A 16100-nucleotide genomic window follows, 5' to 3' on the forward strand; every position below is an offset into this window, starting at 1 on the left:
CTTCCATGCAGGATGCCGAAGACGTACGCCGAATCTGTCTCTCTCTGCCGGACACGACGGAGAAGATCGCCTGGAGCATGCCCACCTTCAGGGTGGCGGGGAAGATGTTCGCGACCCTGCCCGAGGAGGAGACGTCCATGGCCGTGCGCTGCCCGAAGGCCGAGCGCGGCGAGCTGGTCCTCGCGGAGCCCGAGAAGTTCTGGGTCGCCGATCACGAGGCCGGCTCCGCCTGGGTGCGGGTGCGGCTCGCGGTCCTCGCGGACGCGGACGAGCTGCGTGACATCCTCGCGGACTCCTGGCGGCAGGCGGCACCGACCCGGCTGCTGGAGTCCTACCCGGATCTGGGAGTCCCGGTCGCCGACTGAGCGGGCCCGGCCGGGCCGGGCGGTGATCGCGGGACAAAAGGAGTGCGCGACCACCGACCCGAGTGCGGTATTGTTTCGGTGCGCGTTCAGCCAGGGGAAACCCCAGGTCACAACGGGCAACGGGACGTGGCGCAGCTTGGTAGCGCACTTGACTGGGGGTCAAGGGGTCGCAGGTTCAAATCCTGTCGTCCCGACCAGCTTCATCGCAGGTCGGAGGCCGTTCTCTCCTTATGGGGAGGCGGCCTTTCGTATGTCCCGTCACATGTCTGACCGTATGTCCGGAAGGCTGCCGCGGTGAGCGGCGGCGGGGCGCGTCTCCGCTCCGCCCGCTCCGCCCGCACCGCCCCACCGCCGCACCGCCGCACCGCCGCGCGGCCGTGCGCGGCCCGACCGGGGAATCGGGCAGCGACAGCGTCGGACGACTCAGTGACGCACACCTCTAGACATCCGATCTATTCTCCGGCGACGATGATCGCGCCCTCGGCAGGTGTCGATGTGCTGCCACTTCCCCTGTGAAAGAGCCGATGAATCGGCCGGGAGTCTCACCGTGATCAACGAACCCCCACCGCAGCGACGAAGCCTCCTCAAGTTCGGTGGCGCCCTCGCCCTCGCCCCGCTGGCCGCGCAGCTGACCGGCGGTGTCCCCGCGGGACAGGCCGCGGCCGCGGGGACCGGCGCGTCGGCCGGCGTCCAGTGGCCGACCCTGTCGCGCAAGGCACTGAAGTACTCCGTGCCCGCCACGGACTGGGAGTCGCAGGCCCTGCCGATAGGCAACGGCCGTCTCGGCGCCATGCTCTTCGCCGACCCCGACGAGGAGCGCATCCAGTTCAACGAACAGAGTCTGTGGGGCGGGGTCAACAACTACGACAACGCCCTCGCGGGCAAGCCGGACAGCGACTTCGACACCGGCATGACCGGCTTCGGCTCGTACCGCAACTTCGGTGACCTCGTCGTCACCTTCGCTCCCCGCGCGAGGCCCGAGGTCACGGCACCGGGAGGCCCGTACAACAGCTCCCCGTCGGAGGGCGTCGACAAGACGTACGACGGAGCACCGAGCACCAAGTGGTGCATCGAGGGGCCCGGTTCGAAGGTGCAGTGGCAGGTCGAACTCCCCGAACCGGTGTCCGTCGCCTCGTACCGTCTGACGAGTGCCAACGACGTGCCGCAGCGCGACCCGCAGGAGTGGACGCTCTTCGGTTCCGCCGACGGCGCCACCTGGACCACGCTGGACAGGCGCACTCTGGACGCGCCCTTCGAAAGCCGTTTCCAGACCAAGGAGTTCACCTCTGCCGAGTCCGGCGCCTACCGCTTCTACCGGTTCGACTTCGTCCCCGAGGCAGGCGTCAGTCATTTCCAGTTGAGCGAGGTCGGGCTGTCCGGCGTCGACCTCGGCGGGGGCGGCTCGACGTACCTGTCGTCGCCGAGCGGGCACTCCGGGGGATCCCGTACCCAAGGCATCTCCAGTTCGGTGGACCGTGATCCGGCCACGGTCTGGCGGGTCGACGCCCCCGCCCCGGAGGTCGTCTGGCAGGCCGACCTGCCCCGCGCGGCCGTCGTCACCTCGTACGCGCTGACAGCGGCCCCGGACCGACCCCGGGACGACCCCCGCCGATGGGTGCTGGAGGCCTCGCAGGACGGGCACGCCTGGACCACCCTCGACACGCAGGACCCCGGCGCGCCCTTCGCCGACCGCGGCAGCACCCGGACCTTCCGGATCACCAACACGACGGCCTACCGCGCCTACCGGCTCACCCTGACCCCGGGCGCCTCCCCGGCCGGCTTCCAGATCGCGGAGATCGCGCTGGCAGGCACGGGTTTCGACACGCGTACGCGGCGGACGGTCGTCGACTACCGGCGCAGCCTCGACTTCGTGAACGGCCTCCACGTCACCCGCTTCGGAGCGCCGGGACAGCGCGTCCTGCGCGAGGCCTTCGCCGGCCGGTCCGCGGACGTCATGGTCTTCCGGTACACGTCGGAAGACGCCCGGGGGCTCTCCGGAGCGATCTCGCTGACGTCGGCACAGGAGAAGGCCCCGACGGCCGTCGACGCCGGCGCCGGGCGGATCGCCTTCAGCGGTGTCATGGGCAACGGGCTCAAGCACGCGTGCACCGTCCGGGCCGTACACACCGACGGCGACCTCCGCGCCGACGGGACGCTCCTGCGGTTCAGCGGCTGTACGACCCTGACCCTGTTCCTGGACGCCCGCACCGACTACAAGCTCGACGCCGCCGCCGGGTGGCGCGGAGCCGATCCGGAACCGGTCGTCGCCAGGACGCTCCGCAAGGCGGCCGCCCGGCCCTACGGCAGGCTGCGCGACGAGCACACCGCCGAGACGCGCGCCCTCATGAACCGTGTCTCGGTCACCTGGGGCACCTCCGCCGCCGCCGTGGTCGCCCTGCCGACCAGCGCCCGGCTGGAGCGCTACGCGGCGGGCGGCCAGGACCCGACACTCGAGCAGACGATGTTCGACTACGGCCGGTACCTGCTGATCAGTAGCTCCCGCCCCAACGGCCTGCCCGCCAACCTCCAGGGTCTGTGGAACGACAGCAACCAGCCGGCGTGGGCCTCCGACTACCACACCAACATCAACGTCCAGATGAACTACTGGGGAGCCGAGACGACGAACCTGTCGGAGTGCCACGAGGCACTCGTCCGGTTCGTCGAGCAGGTGGCGGTGCCCAGCCGCGTGGCGACCCGCAACGCCTTCGGCAAGGACACCCGCGGCTGGACCGCCCGCACCAGCCAGAGCATCTTCGGCGGCAACTCGTGGGAGTGGAACACCGTCGCCAGCGCCTGGTACGCGCAACACCTGTACGAACACTGGGCGTTCACCCAGGACCTGCACTACCTCCGCACCGTCGCCCACCCGATGATCAAGGAGATCTGCGAGTTCTGGGAGGACCACCTCAAGGAGCGCGAGGACGGACTCCTCGTCGCACCGAACGGCTGGTCCCCCGAGCACGGGCCGCGCGAGGACGGCGTCATGTACGACCAGCAGATCATCTGGGACCTGTTCCAGAACTACCTCGACTGCGAGGCGGTGCTCAAGGCGGATCCCGCCTACCGGAAGAAGATCGCGGACATGCAGGCGCGCCTCGCACCGAACAGGATCGGCAAGTGGGGTCAGCTGCAGGAGTGGCAGGAGGACCTGGACAGCCCCACCGACATCCACCGCCACACCTCGCACCTCTTTGCGGTCTACCCGGGCCGCCAGATCACCCCCGGGACACCCGACTTCGCGGCCGCCGCCCTCGTCTCGCTCAAGGCACGGTGCGGTGAGAAGGAAGGCGTTCCGTTCACGGCCGCGACCGTGTCCGGGGACAGCCGCCGCTCGTGGACCTGGCCCTGGCGGGCCGCCCTCTTCGCCCGCCTCGGCGACGGGCAGCGGGCCCAGATCATGCTGCGCGGGCTGCTGACCTACAACACGCTGCCCAACATGTTCGGCAACCATCCGCCCTTCCAGATGGACGGCAACTTCGGCATCACGGGCGCCGTCGCGGAGATGCTCCTGCAGAGCCACGACGGCGTCGTCCACCTGCTCCCCGCCCTGCCGGACGGCTGGAAGGCCGGGGGATCCTTCACCGGGCTCCGGGCCCGTGGCGGCTACGAGGTCGACTGCGCTTGGCGGGACGGGAAGGTCACGTCCTACCGGATCGTCGCCGACCGGGCGCGGAACCGGAGAAGCGTCACCGTGCGGCTGAACGGCGCCGACAGGAAGGTGAAGCCGGTCAAGCCCTGACCACGGCACCGGATCACTGCCGCAGCAGCCCGACCGACGGCCGCCCGCGGCTGCGGCCCGGCCGGAACCGGATGCGTCGCGGCCCGAGGACGTCCTCGGGCCGCGACGCATCCGGTTCCGGCCGGACAGGCCGCGGTCCCGCCAGGCTCAGGACAAGCAGCCCACATGCGCGAGGGCCTGCCGGAGCAGGGCGCCGTGGCCGCCCGGCATCTCGTTCAGGACCATGGGGGACGAAGCCTCCTCGGGACTGAACCAGACCAGGTCCAGGGCGTCCTGGCGGGGGCGGCAGTCGCCGGTCACCGGGACGATGTAGGCGAGGGACACCGCGTGCTGGCGCGGGTCGTGGAACGGCGTGGCGCCGAGGGTCGGGAAGTACTCGGCGACGGTGAAGGGCTGCAGCGAGGTCGGGACCCGGGGCAGTGCCACCGGCCCGAGGTCCTTCTCCAGGTGCCGCAGCAGGGCGTCCCGTACCCGCTCGTGATGGAGTACCCGGCCGGAGACGAGCGCACGGCTGACCGCCCCGCCCGACCCCATGCGGAGCAGCAGTCCGATGCGGGTGACTTCGCCGTTGTCGTCGACGCGCACGGGCACGGCCTCGACGTACAGGATCGGCATGCGGGCGCGCGCCTGCTCCAGTTCGTCGTGACTCAGCCAGCCGGGCGTGGTTTCGGTCATGTCAGACATTGGTTGATCATACTTTCAGCGTCTGGTGTCGCGAGCGTGTCGCCCGACACAACGGGGTACGGGGTCACGGATCCTCCGTGACCCCGGCCCTTGTATCCGCTGGTGCCTGCCGCAACCGCGGGGACGCGCCTCAGGAGGTCGGCTCGGTCACCTTCGTGGCGGTGTCGCCGTCGACGGCCGCGGCCAGCTGGGGCACCAGGCGCTCCAGCATGTACGGCAGGCTCAGGACCGAGACGAACGAGACGGAGTTGCCGTAGTCGCTGGACTCCTTGACGAAGACCTCGCGCCCCTGCTTCGCCACGTCCAGGTCCGCGTAGAGCGCGTTCTTGTGGAGCTTGGCCTCGTCCTTCGCCGTGTCGGTGACGATCCACACGATGGCGTCGGTGTCCAGCAGGTCGGTGCGCTCCTTGCTGATGTTGGCGCCGAACTCGTCACCGATGACCTTGTCGAGGTCCTTCGGCAGCTTGAAGCCGAGGTCCGTCAGCACGCGCGAGCGCGAGTCCTGGCTGCCGAAGACGAAGGTCCCCTCGTACGGAGTGGCCATCACGCCGGTCGACTCGGCGAACTCCGGATTGGCCTTGGCCGCCGTCGTGAAGTCGGTCTCGACGTCCTTGACCAGGCTCTTCGCCTTGGACTCCTGGCCGAGCGCCTTGCCGATGATCTCGGTCTGCTGCTGCCACGGGACGCCGAAGTCGTTGAACTCCTTCGGCTGGGCCACCACCGGGGCGAACTTCGACAGGGTCGTGTACTGGTCCTTGGTCAGACCGCCGTAGACCGCGAGGATCAGGTCCGGCCGGAGCGCGGCGATCTTCTCCGTCTGCGGACCCGTGCCGGTGTCCTTGAGTACGGTCGGGGCCTTTGCGCTGCCCAGCTTGTCGGCGGCCCAGGGGCCGATGGCGCCCTTGTAGCCGCCGAGCCACTCGGTGGTCCCGACGGGCACCTTGCCGAGGGCGAGGACGGCGTCCTGGTCGGTCAGGCCGACCGTGACGATCCGCTTCGGCTCGGACTTGACGGTGGTGCTGCCGTACTTGTGGGCGAGCGTCACCGGGAAGGCGCTGCCGGTGGCCGCGGGCTTGTCCGGCGTCGCGGCGTCGGAGTCGTCCTCGGAGCCGCAGGCCGCTGCGGTGGTGAACAGGAGGAGCGCGGAGGCGAGCGCCGCGACGAGGCGTGCGCCTCTGGAGGAGCCGGGCATCAGTGGTCCTTCACGATGGTGGTGTCAGGGCTGTGATCGTGCGTGGGGGTCTGGTCGGCCGTGGTGCGGGTGCCGGACCACGCCTCCCACAGGGAGGCGTAGGGGCCGGCCGCAGCGCACAGCTCGTCGTGGGTGCCGCTCTCCACGATCCGGCCGGCGTCCATGACGACGATCCGGTCCGCGGTGGCGGCCTGCGTGAGGCGGTGCGCGACGACGAGCGCGGTGCGGCCCTCGACCGCCCGGTCCGCCGCCTGCTCCAGGAGGCGGGCTCCCGTGCTGCCGGCCTCGGCCGTCGCCTCGTCCAGCACGGCCACCGGCGGATCCGCCAACACCAGGCGTGCCAGGGCGAGTTGCTGGACCTGTGCGGAGGTGAGGCGGTGCCCGCCGTCGCCGACGACCGTGTCCAGGCCGTCCGGCAGGGCAGCGGCCCAGTCGAGGGCGTCCACCGCGGCCAGCGCGGCGCGCAGCTCGTCGTCCGTGGCGTCGGCCCGCGCGAGCCGCAGATCGTCCGCCAGAGGTCCGGCGAACACGTGCGTCTCCTGGGTGACCAGTGCGACCGGCAGGCGGTCCCCGGACGTTCCGGCGCCGCCCGTCACCCGTATCGAGCCGGACGTCGGCCGGTGCACCCCCGCGATGAGCTTGGCCAGCGTGGTCTTGCCCGCTCCGCTCACACCGACCAGGGCCACCCGCTCACCCGCCCGGAGCGTGAGGTCCACGTCGTTCAGGACGGGACGGCCCGGCTCGTACGCGTGGTGGACGCCGGTCACGGTGACGCTGCCGCCCGACGCCGCCCGCGCACCGGACTCCGGGGCGGGCCGCGCCGGCTCGGGCACCGGCTGGTCGGCGACGCCGACCAGCCGGGCGAGCGCGGCGGTCGCGGACTGCGCGTCGTCGAGGAGTACGAGGGCCGAGTTCACCGGCGTGAACAGGCTGTGGAAGTAGAGGGCCGCCGCGGTCGCGGTGCCGATGGACACGGACCCGCCCCGCACCAGCAGGAACCCGGTGACGAGAACGGCCGCGAGTCCCGCGTACTCGGCCACGTGCAGCCGGTTGTAGAAGTTCAGCACCAGCCGGACGCCGCGCAGCGTCAGCTCGACCGCCGCCGACGAACGCCGGGTCACCCGCGCGGTGTGCTCCTCCTCCAGCCGGAACGCCCGGACGGTACCGGCGCCCGCGATGGTGTCCAGCAACTGCTGCTGCTGGGCCCCGGTGGCGATGCGCTGCTCGGCGTAGAGCGGCACGGCGTTGCGTACGTACCAGCGGGCGGTGGAGGCCTGGACGGGCACCGCGACGAGCGCCGCGAGGAAGAACCGCCAGTCCAGCGCGGCCATCGCGACCAGCGTCAGCGCGATGGCCAGCAGGGACCGGGCCAGTTCGGGCAGGGCGCCGCGCACCGCCTCGCCCACCACCGAGACGTCCCGGGTGACCCGCGCGGTGAGGTCACCGGCCCCGGCCTTCTCCACCTGTTCCAGGGGCAGTCGCAGGGCCTTCTCCACGAACCGCTCGCGCAGCTGCGCCAGTACGGTCTCGCCGAGCCGGGACACCAGCGACAGGCCCGCCACGGTCGCCGCGCCCTGGGCGAGGGCGACCAGGACCAGCAGGACGACCGGCAGGGTGATGCTGCCCGGCGGGCGGTGGTCGGCGACCAGGTCCACGATGCGGCCCAGCAGCGGCTGCACCAGCAGGCCGACGGCGGTGGCCACCACCATCATGGCGAAGCCGCCGAGCGCCAGGCGGCGGTGCGGGCGCACCAGTTCGCGTACGGCGGCCCGGGTACGGGCCTGTGTCGCGGTGGGCAGCAGCTCACGACCGGGGGCCTCGTGCCGCTCGCCCGGGGTGTCCGGTGTCCGCTCGTGGGAGATGTCGCTCATGCCAGCACCGCTGCTCGGTAGGTCTCGTGACGGGCTATCAGGTCGGCGTGGGGGGCCGTGTCGGTGACCCGGCCGTCGTCGAGCAGCACCACCCGGTCGGTCACGGAGAGCAGTGCCGGGCTGGTGGTCACGAGGACCGTGGTGCGGCCCTTGCGGACCTCGCGAAGACCGGCGGCGATGCCGGCCTCGGTCACCGCGTCGACCGCCGTGGTCGGGTCGTGCACCACCAGGACGGGCCGGTCGGCCGCCAGGGCGCGGGCGAGGGCGACGCGTTGGCGCTGGCCGCCGGAGAGCGAGCGGCCGCGCTCACTGACCGCCGTGTCCTCGCCCTCGGGCAGGGTCTGTGCGACCTGGGCCACCCCGGCCGCCGTCATGGCGGGCTCGGGGTCGCCCGAAGCGGGGGCGGCGGCCGTGACGTTGTTCCGGACGGTGCCCTCGAAGAGGTCCGCGTCGTGCTCGGCGACCAGCAGCGCCGTACGCATCTCGGCCGGGTCGAGGTCGCGTAGGGACACGCCGTCCAGTTCCACCGTGCCGGTGTCGGGGTCGGCCTGCCGTGCCAGGCAGCGCAGCAGGTCGGTGGCGTGGGCGGGATCGGTCGCGACCACGCCCAGCAGTTCGCCGGGTGCGATGTCCAGGTCCACCTCGCGCAGCCCGCCATGGCTGACGCCGCTCAGACGCACCGCGCCGCGCACCGGTTGGGGCAGGCCGCGGTCGCCGGCCGTGACGCCGTGCGGCGTCGCCAGGACCTCCGCGACCCGTCCGGCCGAGGCCCGGCCCTGGGCGAGTTCGGCGTTGACCCAGGCGAGCACCTCGAGGGGGCCCACCAGGAACAGCGCGAGGCCGACCGCCGACACCAACTGGCCCAGGCTGATGCTTCCTTCGGCGGCGAGCCGTCCACCGACCAGCGCGACGACGGCGATCAGACAGCCGGTGAGGGACAGCACCATGCCGCTCTGGAAGGCCTGGGCGCGGGCGGCCTTCAAGGTGGCCCGCAGGGAGTCCCGGCTGGTGGTGCGGTAGCGGGCGATGGCCGCCGACTCGCCGCCGATGCCCTTGAGGATCCTCAGGCCGGCCACCAGGTCGGCGGCGACGGCGGAGGCGTGTGCCGCGCGCTCCTGCTCGGCCTCGCTGCGGGTCTCCAGGGGCTTGCTCAGCAGATGCCCGAGCCACAGCAGCACGGGCGTGCCCAGCAGGACGACGAGGCCGAGCAGGACCGAGGTGCGCAGCAGGACGAAGGCGCAGGTGAGAATGCCGGCCAGGGACGCGATGCCGTACATCACCGCGGTGTTGACGCCGCCGACCCGCTTGGCGTCCTCGGTCGCGGTGTTGGCGAGCGCCCCGGGCAGCCGGCCGTCCTCGGCGCCGCCGCCTGGGTGCAGCACCCGCCGTACGAGAGCGATGCGCAGGGCGTGTTCGGAGCGGACGGCCGACCGGTCGCCCGCCCAGGCGCCGAAGCGGAAGGACAGTGCCAGCGCGACGTACACCACGGCGAGCACGCCGAGCCACAGGAACAGGGCGCCGGTGTCGGAGCCGGTGACGGCCCGGTCGATCACCACGCCGATCAGAACCGGAACCAGGGCTTCCCCGACTTGGTGCCCGGAAGCGAGCAGCGCGCCGAGGGTGACGTCCCGGCGTTGCTCTCTGACCGACTCCCGCAGGACATCACGCCCCGACGGATATGTAGGACCCACCCGCTACCCCTCCGGGATCGGACGAAGAAAACTTAGGTGAGGCTACTCTAAGTTGCTGGTCATTGCCCAGTGAGGGCGCAGGGTGCCGGAGCCTCCCGTACGGGTGTGACGGCACGAGGATCCGTGACGTCACACCCGGTCCGGACGGCCTCCTCAGCCGGTGCGCACGGCGAGGTCGTTCGCGCGGTGCGTGAGCAGGGACTCGAGGATCTCGCCGGACCGGACGGCCGTGGTGGACAGCAGGGTCGAGGTGAGCCCGTGCGTGTGCTCGGTCGCGCCCTGCAGGTAGATGCCCGCCGAGACGTCGGGGGTGAGTTCGACACGGTGGTCGCGACCCACGCGTACGGCGTCCTTGTCGTCCCGCAGGCAGAGTTTCGCGGTTCTCCCCAGGAGGGTGTCGATGTCTCTGGGGCGGTAGCCGGTCGCGTGCACGAGCAGGTCCGCGGAGAGCACCTCCCGTTCCCCGGTGGGCAGGTACTCGACGGTGACCTCCAGGTGGTCGTCGAAGCTGCGTACGTCCCGGATGCGGGACACGTTGCGCAGCAGCAGCCGCTCGCGCCCCTGGACCTTCTCGCGGTACATCGTCGCGTACAGCGACTCGATGAGATCCATGTCGACCACCGAGTAGTTGGTGCTGCGGTGGTAGTCGACCAGGGACTGTTTCACTGCCGGCGTGGACCGGAAGTAGACGTCCACGGCCTCCGGGTCGAAGATCCGGTTGGCGAACGGGCTGTCGTCGGCGGGCGTGTACCCGTACTTGGCGAAGATCGCGCAGATCTCCGCCTCGGGGAAGGACCGGTGCAGGTAGTCGAGCGCCTCGGCGCCGCTCTGTCCCGCGCCCAGCACCAGGACACGGCCCACCGCCTTGCCGGAGCCGTTCAGCTCACGGACACGCGGAACGAGCTGGCTGTTGTGCCAGATGCGGTCCGACAGGTCCGTTCCCGGCGGCAGGTGCGGCTCCAGGCCGACGGCCACCGAGATGTTCCGGGCCCGCCGGGTGACGGTCCGCTCGGGAGCGCCGGGAACGCGGCTGACGACGTCCAGCCAGCGGACCTCGCCGTCCGGTCCCGTCACCGGGTCGACGGACACGACCTCGTCGGAGTAGTCGACGAGGTGGGCCACCCGGGCGGCGGCCCACTCGAAGTACTCGTGGAACTCGATGCGCAGCGGGAACAGCGTCTTCGCGTTGAGGAAGTCCACCATCCTGCCCCGCTCCCGCAGGAAGCACAGGAAGCTGAAGTCGCTGGTCGGGTTGCGCATGGTGACCAGGTCCTTGAGAAAGGACACCTGCATCGTGGCGTCTTCGATGAGCATGCCCCGGTGCCAGCCGAACGACGGCTGGCGCTCCAGGAATCCCGCGCGGATCCGGTCCTCCGGAGCGGCTTGGGCGTTGTGTTCCTCAATCGCAATGGCCAGTGCGAGATTTGACGGCCCAAACCCTATACCGAGCACGTCAAGGACGGCGTCCGGTTCGTCGTGCAGTGCGTTCACCGCAACTTTTCCTTCCCCTAGGCGCCACTGATGTTAAATAAGGTTAGCCTTACCTTGCAATGGTGTGTTCTAAGGGAGGATCGAGTATGCGGGTCGTCATGTTCGGCTATCAGACCTGGGGGCATCGCACCCTTCAGGCTCTGCTGGAGTCCGACCACGAGGTGGTGTTGGCGGTGACCCACCCCAAGAGCGACCACGTGTACGAGAAGATCTGGGACGACTCGGTGGCCGACCTGGCCGAGAAGCACGGCGTGCCGGTGCTGCTGCGCAACCGGCCCGACGACCCCGAGCTCCTCGCCGCCCTGAAGGACGCCGCTCCGGACCTGATCGTCGCGAACAACTGGCGGACCGTGCTGCCCCCGGAGGTCTTCGGCCTCCCGCCCCACGGCACGCTCAACATCCACGACTCGCTGCTCCCGGCGTACGCGGGCTTCTCCCCGCTGATCTGGGCACTGATCAACGGCGAGCGGGAGGTCGGTGTCACCGCGCACCGGATGAACGCCGAACTGGACGCCGGGGACGTGCTGCTGCAGCGGGCCGTGCCGGTCGGCGCGGCCGACACCGTCACCGACCTGTTCCACCGCACGGTCGACCTGATCGCCCCGGTCGTCAACGAGTCGCTCGACCTCATCGCCTCGGGCCGCGCCCAGTGGATACCGCAGGACCGCGAGCGGGCCAGCTTCTTCCACAAGCGGTCCCTGGAGGACAGCCGCATCGACTGGACCTGGCCGGCCGAGGACATCGAGCGGCTCGTACGGGCCCAGTGCGACCCGTATCCCAACGCCTTCACCCACCACCGCGGGCAGCGGCTCAGGATCGTCGAGTCCGCGGTGTCGAAGGGCTGTTACGGCGGCACCCCGGGGCGGATCTTCATCCGGGAGGGCGACGGCGTGGTCGTCGTCGCCGGAGCGGAGGCGAGGAACGGACGGCTGCGCGGGCTGGTCGTCAGGCGTGTGCGCACCGAGGACGGGACGGAGCACGCCGCGACCGACTACTTCCGCACGATGGGCGGCTACCTCACGGCCCGCCCGTGAGCGGCACGGCAGTGAGCGGCACGGCAGTGGCCGAGACCGCCTCCGTCCCCGGCCTCGCCGACCGTCCCGCCTCGCTGGAGGCCCTGCGCGGGCGCACGGTCGTCGTCAAGTACGGCGGCCACGCGATGACCGACGACACGCTCCGGCGGGCCTTCGCCCAGGACGTGCTCACCCTGCGCGGTGCGGGCGTCAGGCCGGTCGTGGTGCACGGCGGCGGTCCGCAGATCGGCGCCCACCTGGACCGGCTGGGCCTCAAGTCCGCCTTCCTGAACGGGCTTCGGGTCACCACTCCCGAGACCATGGAGGTCGTACGGATGGTGCTGTCCGGCAAGGTCCAGAAGGACCTGGTCGGACTGCTGAACGAGCACGGGCCGCACGCGGTCGGCCTCAGCGGCGAGGACGGGCACACGCTCACGGCCGTCAAGCGGTACGCCGACGTCGCCGGTGAGCGCGTGGACATCGGGCTGGTCGGGGACGTGGCGCGGGTCAACACCGCCGTCGTACGGCTCCTGCTGGACAGCGGCCACATCCCGGTGGTCTCCTCCGTCGGCCGGGGCGACGACGGGCAGGTCTACAACGTCAACGCGGACACGGCGGCCGGCGCGCTGGCCGCCGCGCTCGGGACGCGGGCCCTGGTCGTCCTCACCGACGTGCCGGGGCTGTACGCCGACTGGCCGCAGAGCGAGCGGGTCGTCGACCGGATCGGCGCGGGGGAGCTGGAGCGGCTGCTGCCGGGGCTCAACGGCGGTATGGGGCCCAAGATGGAGGCCTGCCTGAGGGCCGTCAGGGGCGGCGTGGAGATGGCCCGGGTCCTCGACGGGCGCGCACCGCACGCGCTGCTCGACGGGCTGCTCGGCGGCGTCGGAACCGGCACGACGATCGTCCGGGACGCCTGCGGCTGAGCTGAGCGGTCGTACTTCCGTCGTCCGTCGTCGTCCGCAGGTGCGTCGTGGCCGGGCGCGCTGTTCCCCGCGCCCCTCCGGGGGCGCGGGGGCGGCCCCCCGGGTTCCTCAGTCCGCCGTCGGCAGCGCCGGTTCCAGGGCCGGGGCCCCGTGGTGGCGGCCCATCGGGATGACCAGGGGGGTGTGACTGACCGGGTCCATCGTGATCCGGCAGGTCAGGTCGAAGACGTCCTCGACGGTCTCGGCGGTGATGACCTCGGCCGGGCTCCCCTCGGCGACGATCTTCCCGGACTTCATGGCCACGACGTGATCGGCGTACCGGCAGGCCTGGTTGAGGTCGTGGAGCACCATTACGACAGTGCGGTTCTCGCGCCGGTTGAGGTCGGTGACCAGGTCCAGGACGTCGATCTGGTGGGCCAGGTCGAGATACGTCGTCGGCTCGTCCAGCAGCAGTACGGGCGTGCCCTGGGCCACCGCCATGGCGATCCAGGCGCGCTGCCGCTGGCCGCCGGAGAGTTCGTCGACGGGCCGGTCCGCCAGGTCGGTCATGTTGGTGGCGGCCAGGGCCTGGTGCACGGCCTGCTCGTCCGCCTTCGACCACTGCCGCCACCAGGTCTGGTGCGGGGAACGCCCGCGGTTGACCAGGTCCATGACGGTCAGCCCCTCGGGCGCGACCGGGCTCTGCGGCAGGATGCCCAGCCGCTGGGCGAGCTCCCTGCTCGGGATGGACTGCAGGGTCCGGCCGTCCAGGTGGACGGCCCCTTCCTTGGGCGCGAGCAGCCGGGCCAGGGCGCGCAACAGCGTGGACTTGCCGCACGCGTTGGCGCCGACGATGGCCGTGATCCGGCCGGGCGGGACCGCCAGGTCGAGACCGTCGACCACCAGCCGGTTGTCGTACGCCAGACGCAGCCCGCTCGCCCGCAGGTCGGGGTCGGGGGTCGCCACGGGGCCGGGGGGCACGGAGCCGTCCGGTACGCGTTCGGTCGACAGGGAATCAGCCGACATGGGATCAACCTCCTGAACCCGCGCGGTTGGCGCGGACGAGCAGCCAGAGCAGGACCGGTGCGCCGAGCACACCCGTGACGATTCCGACCGGCAGTTCCGTGCCGGAGACGAGCGTGCGGGCGATGAGATCGCCGCCGAGGACCACGAGCGCCCCGGTCAGTCCGGAGGCGACGGTCGGCGGCCAGGCCGTGCGGGCCAGCCGTTGCGCGATCTGCGGAGCGGCGAGCGCAACGAAGGCCACCGGTCCCGCGGACGCGGTGGCGAACGCGATCAGGCCGACGCCGGTGAGCAGGATGGCCAGGCGTACCGGCTGTACGCGCGTACCGAGGCCGGTGGCCACGTCGTCGCCGAGCTGGAGCGTGCGCAGCAGCCGGCCGAGGAGCAGGGCCGTCGGCAGCAGCACGGCCAGCGCGACGGCGAGCGGGCCGACCTGTTCCCACGTACGGCCGTTGAGGTTGCCGACGAGCCAGCCGAGGGCGGCCTGTGCCTGGAAGCGGCCACCCTTGGCCACGAGGTAGTCGGTGGCGCTCGTGCAGATCCAGGCCACGCCGATGCCGACCAGGATGATGCGGTAGCCGGTGGTGCCGCGCCGCCAGGCCAGCGCGTAGACGGTCAGGGCCGTGACCAGCGCGCCGAGCAGTCCGAGGGCCTGGGTGCCGAGGCCGCCGTCCCAGCCGAGCACGATGCCCGCGACCACGGCGGTGCCGGCGCCCTGGGTGAGGCCGATCATGTCGGGGCTGGCCAGCGGATTGCGTGTCATGGTCTGGAACAGCGCGCCCGAGACGCCGAAGGCGATCCCGGCCAGCAGCCCGACCAGGGCGCGGGGCAGGCGCAGTTCCTCCACCACGAGGACCGTGCCGGGGTCGCCGGAGCCGACCAGGGCCCGTACGACGTCGGTGAAGCCGATCGGGTAGTCGCCGGTCGTCAGGCCCCAGCAGAACAGCAGGAAGGTGCCCGCGGCGAGGAACGCGCACAGGAGGACCAGCCGAGGGCGGAAGACGCCGGAGACGGGCGGCAGGGCCAGGCGGTAGGTGCGGAGCCGGGCGGCCCCGGCCGAACGGCCGGAGTCGGTGGCGGACTTCGGTGCGGTTTTCGTGTTCGGCACGCTCACACCTCCGCCAGATTGCGCCGACGGACCATCGCGATGAAGAACGGGCCGCCGATGAAGGCGACCAGGACGCCCGCCTGGATCTCGGTGGGCCGGGCGACGAGGCGTCCCAGGATGTCCGCGGAGAGCAGCAGGATGGGCGCGAGCACCGCCGACAGGGGCAGCAGCCAGCGCTGGTCGGGGCCGATGCCCGCCGACTGGGCGAGCACGCGGGCGACATGGGGGACCACCAGGCCGATGAAGACGACCGGACCGATGACGGCGACCGCGGCCCCCGTCAGCAGCGTGATCGCGGCGACGCCCGCGAGGCGGACCAGACCGAGGCGCCGGCCGAGCGAGGCCGCGACGTCGTCGCCGAGGGCCAGGCTGTTCAGGGCGGGTGCGCAGGCCAGTGCCAGTGCCGCGCCGAGGGCGAGGAAGGGCAGCACCCGCCACACCACGCCGTCGTCGGCGTCCGCGAGCGATCCGGCGGACCAGAACCGGAACTTGTTGAGCGCGTCCACGTCGGTCAGCACGATGGCCTGGGTGAACGACCACAGCATCGAGGTGACGGCGATCCCGGCGAGCGCCAGCTTCACCGGGGTCATCCCGGACCGCCCGAGACCGCCCAGCAGATAGACGGCCACCGTGGCGACCAGCGCCCCGCCGAACGCGAACCACACATATCCGTACAGCGAGTTGATGCCGAGCACACCGACGGCCAGCACGATGGCGAAGGAGGCGCCGGCGCTGACGCCCAGCACGCCGGGGTCGGCCAGCGGGTTGCGGGTGAGGGCCTGCATCAGCGCTCCGGCCAGCCCGAGGGCCGCGCCCGCCGTGAGGCCGAGCGCGGTGCGAGGCATGCGTGCCGACCACACGACGTTGTCCACGAAGCGGCTCGGCGCGTCACCGAACAGGGCCCGGATCACCTGGTCCGGCGGGACGTTGGCCGCGCCCAGGGCAAGTGACATCAGGCACAGGACGGCCAGGACGGTACCCAGCAGCGTCACGAGAAGGACAGGGCGCACCCTCTTGCCCG

At 71.6% G+C, this 16100-nt stretch carries 12 protein-coding genes and 1 tRNA gene; 5 read left to right on the plus strand and 8 right to left on the minus strand.

Annotated features, from left to right (window positions below; genetic code table 11):
- The first annotated feature begins 5 nt into the window (after nt 1-5).
- The 3 genes from KUF83_RS33205 (at nt 6) to KUF83_RS33215 (ending at nt 4104) form a co-directional block, all read left to right on the plus strand.
- The gene (locus KUF83_RS33205) at nt 6-365 is read left to right on the plus strand and encodes an MmcQ/YjbR family DNA-binding protein (RefSeq protein ID WP_217458725.1); all 360 of its coding nucleotides are present in this window, start codon (nt 6-8) and stop codon (nt 363-365) included.
- Between the two features lie 120 nt (nt 366-485).
- A tRNA-Pro gene (locus KUF83_RS33210) sits at nt 486-562 on the plus strand.
- A gap of 350 nt (nt 563-912) precedes the next feature.
- On the plus strand, nt 913-4104 hold the full coding sequence (locus tag KUF83_RS33215) for a glycoside hydrolase N-terminal domain-containing protein (RefSeq protein ID WP_217458726.1): 3192 nt from the start codon (nt 913-915) through the stop codon (nt 4102-4104).
- 147 nt (nt 4105-4251) lie between these two features.
- On the opposite strand, the gene KUF83_RS33220 is transcribed toward KUF83_RS33215, so the two are convergent.
- From KUF83_RS33220 to KUF83_RS33240, 5 genes are all read right to left on the minus strand, one after another.
- Entirely contained in the window at nt 4252-4779 is a 528-nt protein-coding gene (locus tag KUF83_RS33220; protein WP_217458848.1) for an NUDIX hydrolase family protein, read from the minus strand.
- Between the two features lie 139 nt (nt 4780-4918).
- Nucleotides 4919-5980 carry an iron-siderophore ABC transporter substrate-binding protein gene (locus KUF83_RS33225; protein ID WP_217458727.1) on the minus strand — a complete coding sequence of 354 codons (1062 nt, stop codon included), beginning with the start codon at nt 5978-5980 and terminating at the stop codon, nt 4919-4921.
- Entirely contained in the window at nt 5980-7851 is a 1872-nt protein-coding gene (locus tag KUF83_RS33230; RefSeq protein WP_217458728.1) for an ABC transporter ATP-binding protein, read from the minus strand. Before KUF83_RS33230 ends, KUF83_RS33225 begins: the two co-directional genes overlap by 1 nt.
- The gene (locus KUF83_RS33235; RefSeq protein WP_217458729.1) at nt 7848-9542 is read right to left on the minus strand and encodes an ABC transporter ATP-binding protein; all 1695 of its coding nucleotides are present in this window, start codon (nt 9540-9542) and stop codon (nt 7848-7850) included. Before KUF83_RS33235 ends, KUF83_RS33230 begins: the two co-directional genes overlap by 4 nt.
- Before the next feature lie 153 nt (nt 9543-9695).
- Nucleotides 9696-11033, minus strand: coding sequence for a lysine N(6)-hydroxylase/L-ornithine N(5)-oxygenase family protein (locus KUF83_RS33240; RefSeq protein WP_217458730.1), 1338 nt, complete (start codon nt 11031-11033; stop codon nt 9696-9698).
- 86 nt (nt 11034-11119) lie between these two features.
- Here KUF83_RS33240 and KUF83_RS33245 point away from each other — a divergent pair, with 86 nt between their 5' ends.
- Nucleotides 11120-12067 (plus strand): methionyl-tRNA formyltransferase, encoded by a 948-nt coding sequence (locus KUF83_RS33245; RefSeq protein ID WP_217458731.1) that lies wholly within the window; start codon nt 11120-11122, stop codon nt 12065-12067.
- A 74-nt stretch (nt 12068-12141) separates the two neighbouring features.
- Complete coding sequence (gene argB, locus KUF83_RS33250) at nt 12142-12969, plus strand: acetylglutamate kinase (protein WP_302828576.1); 828 nt, start codon at nt 12142-12144, stop codon at nt 12967-12969.
- Nucleotides 12970-13077: 108 nt separating this feature from the next.
- Here the strand turns inward: argB and KUF83_RS33255 are convergent, their stop codons facing one another.
- From KUF83_RS33255 to KUF83_RS33265, 3 genes are all read right to left on the minus strand, one after another.
- Entirely contained in the window at nt 13078-13914 is an 837-nt protein-coding gene (locus KUF83_RS33255) for an ABC transporter ATP-binding protein (protein WP_217458850.1), read from the minus strand.
- A 64-nt stretch (nt 13915-13978) separates the two neighbouring features.
- On the minus strand, nt 13979-15079 hold the full coding sequence (locus KUF83_RS33260) for a FecCD family ABC transporter permease (RefSeq protein WP_374106223.1): 1101 nt from the start codon (nt 15077-15079) through the stop codon (nt 13979-13981).
- A 2-nt stretch (nt 15080-15081) separates the two neighbouring features.
- The gene (locus KUF83_RS33265; protein ID WP_308403242.1) at nt 15082-16089 is read right to left on the minus strand and encodes an iron chelate uptake ABC transporter family permease subunit; all 1008 of its coding nucleotides are present in this window, start codon (nt 16087-16089) and stop codon (nt 15082-15084) included.
- Between the last annotated feature and the right edge of the window lie 11 nt (nt 16090-16100).

Origin of the sequence: Streptomyces sp. BV286, from assembly GCF_019090165.1 — a bacterium.
In the GTDB taxonomy this organism is placed as follows: domain Bacteria; phylum Actinomycetota; class Actinomycetes; order Streptomycetales; family Streptomycetaceae; genus Streptomyces.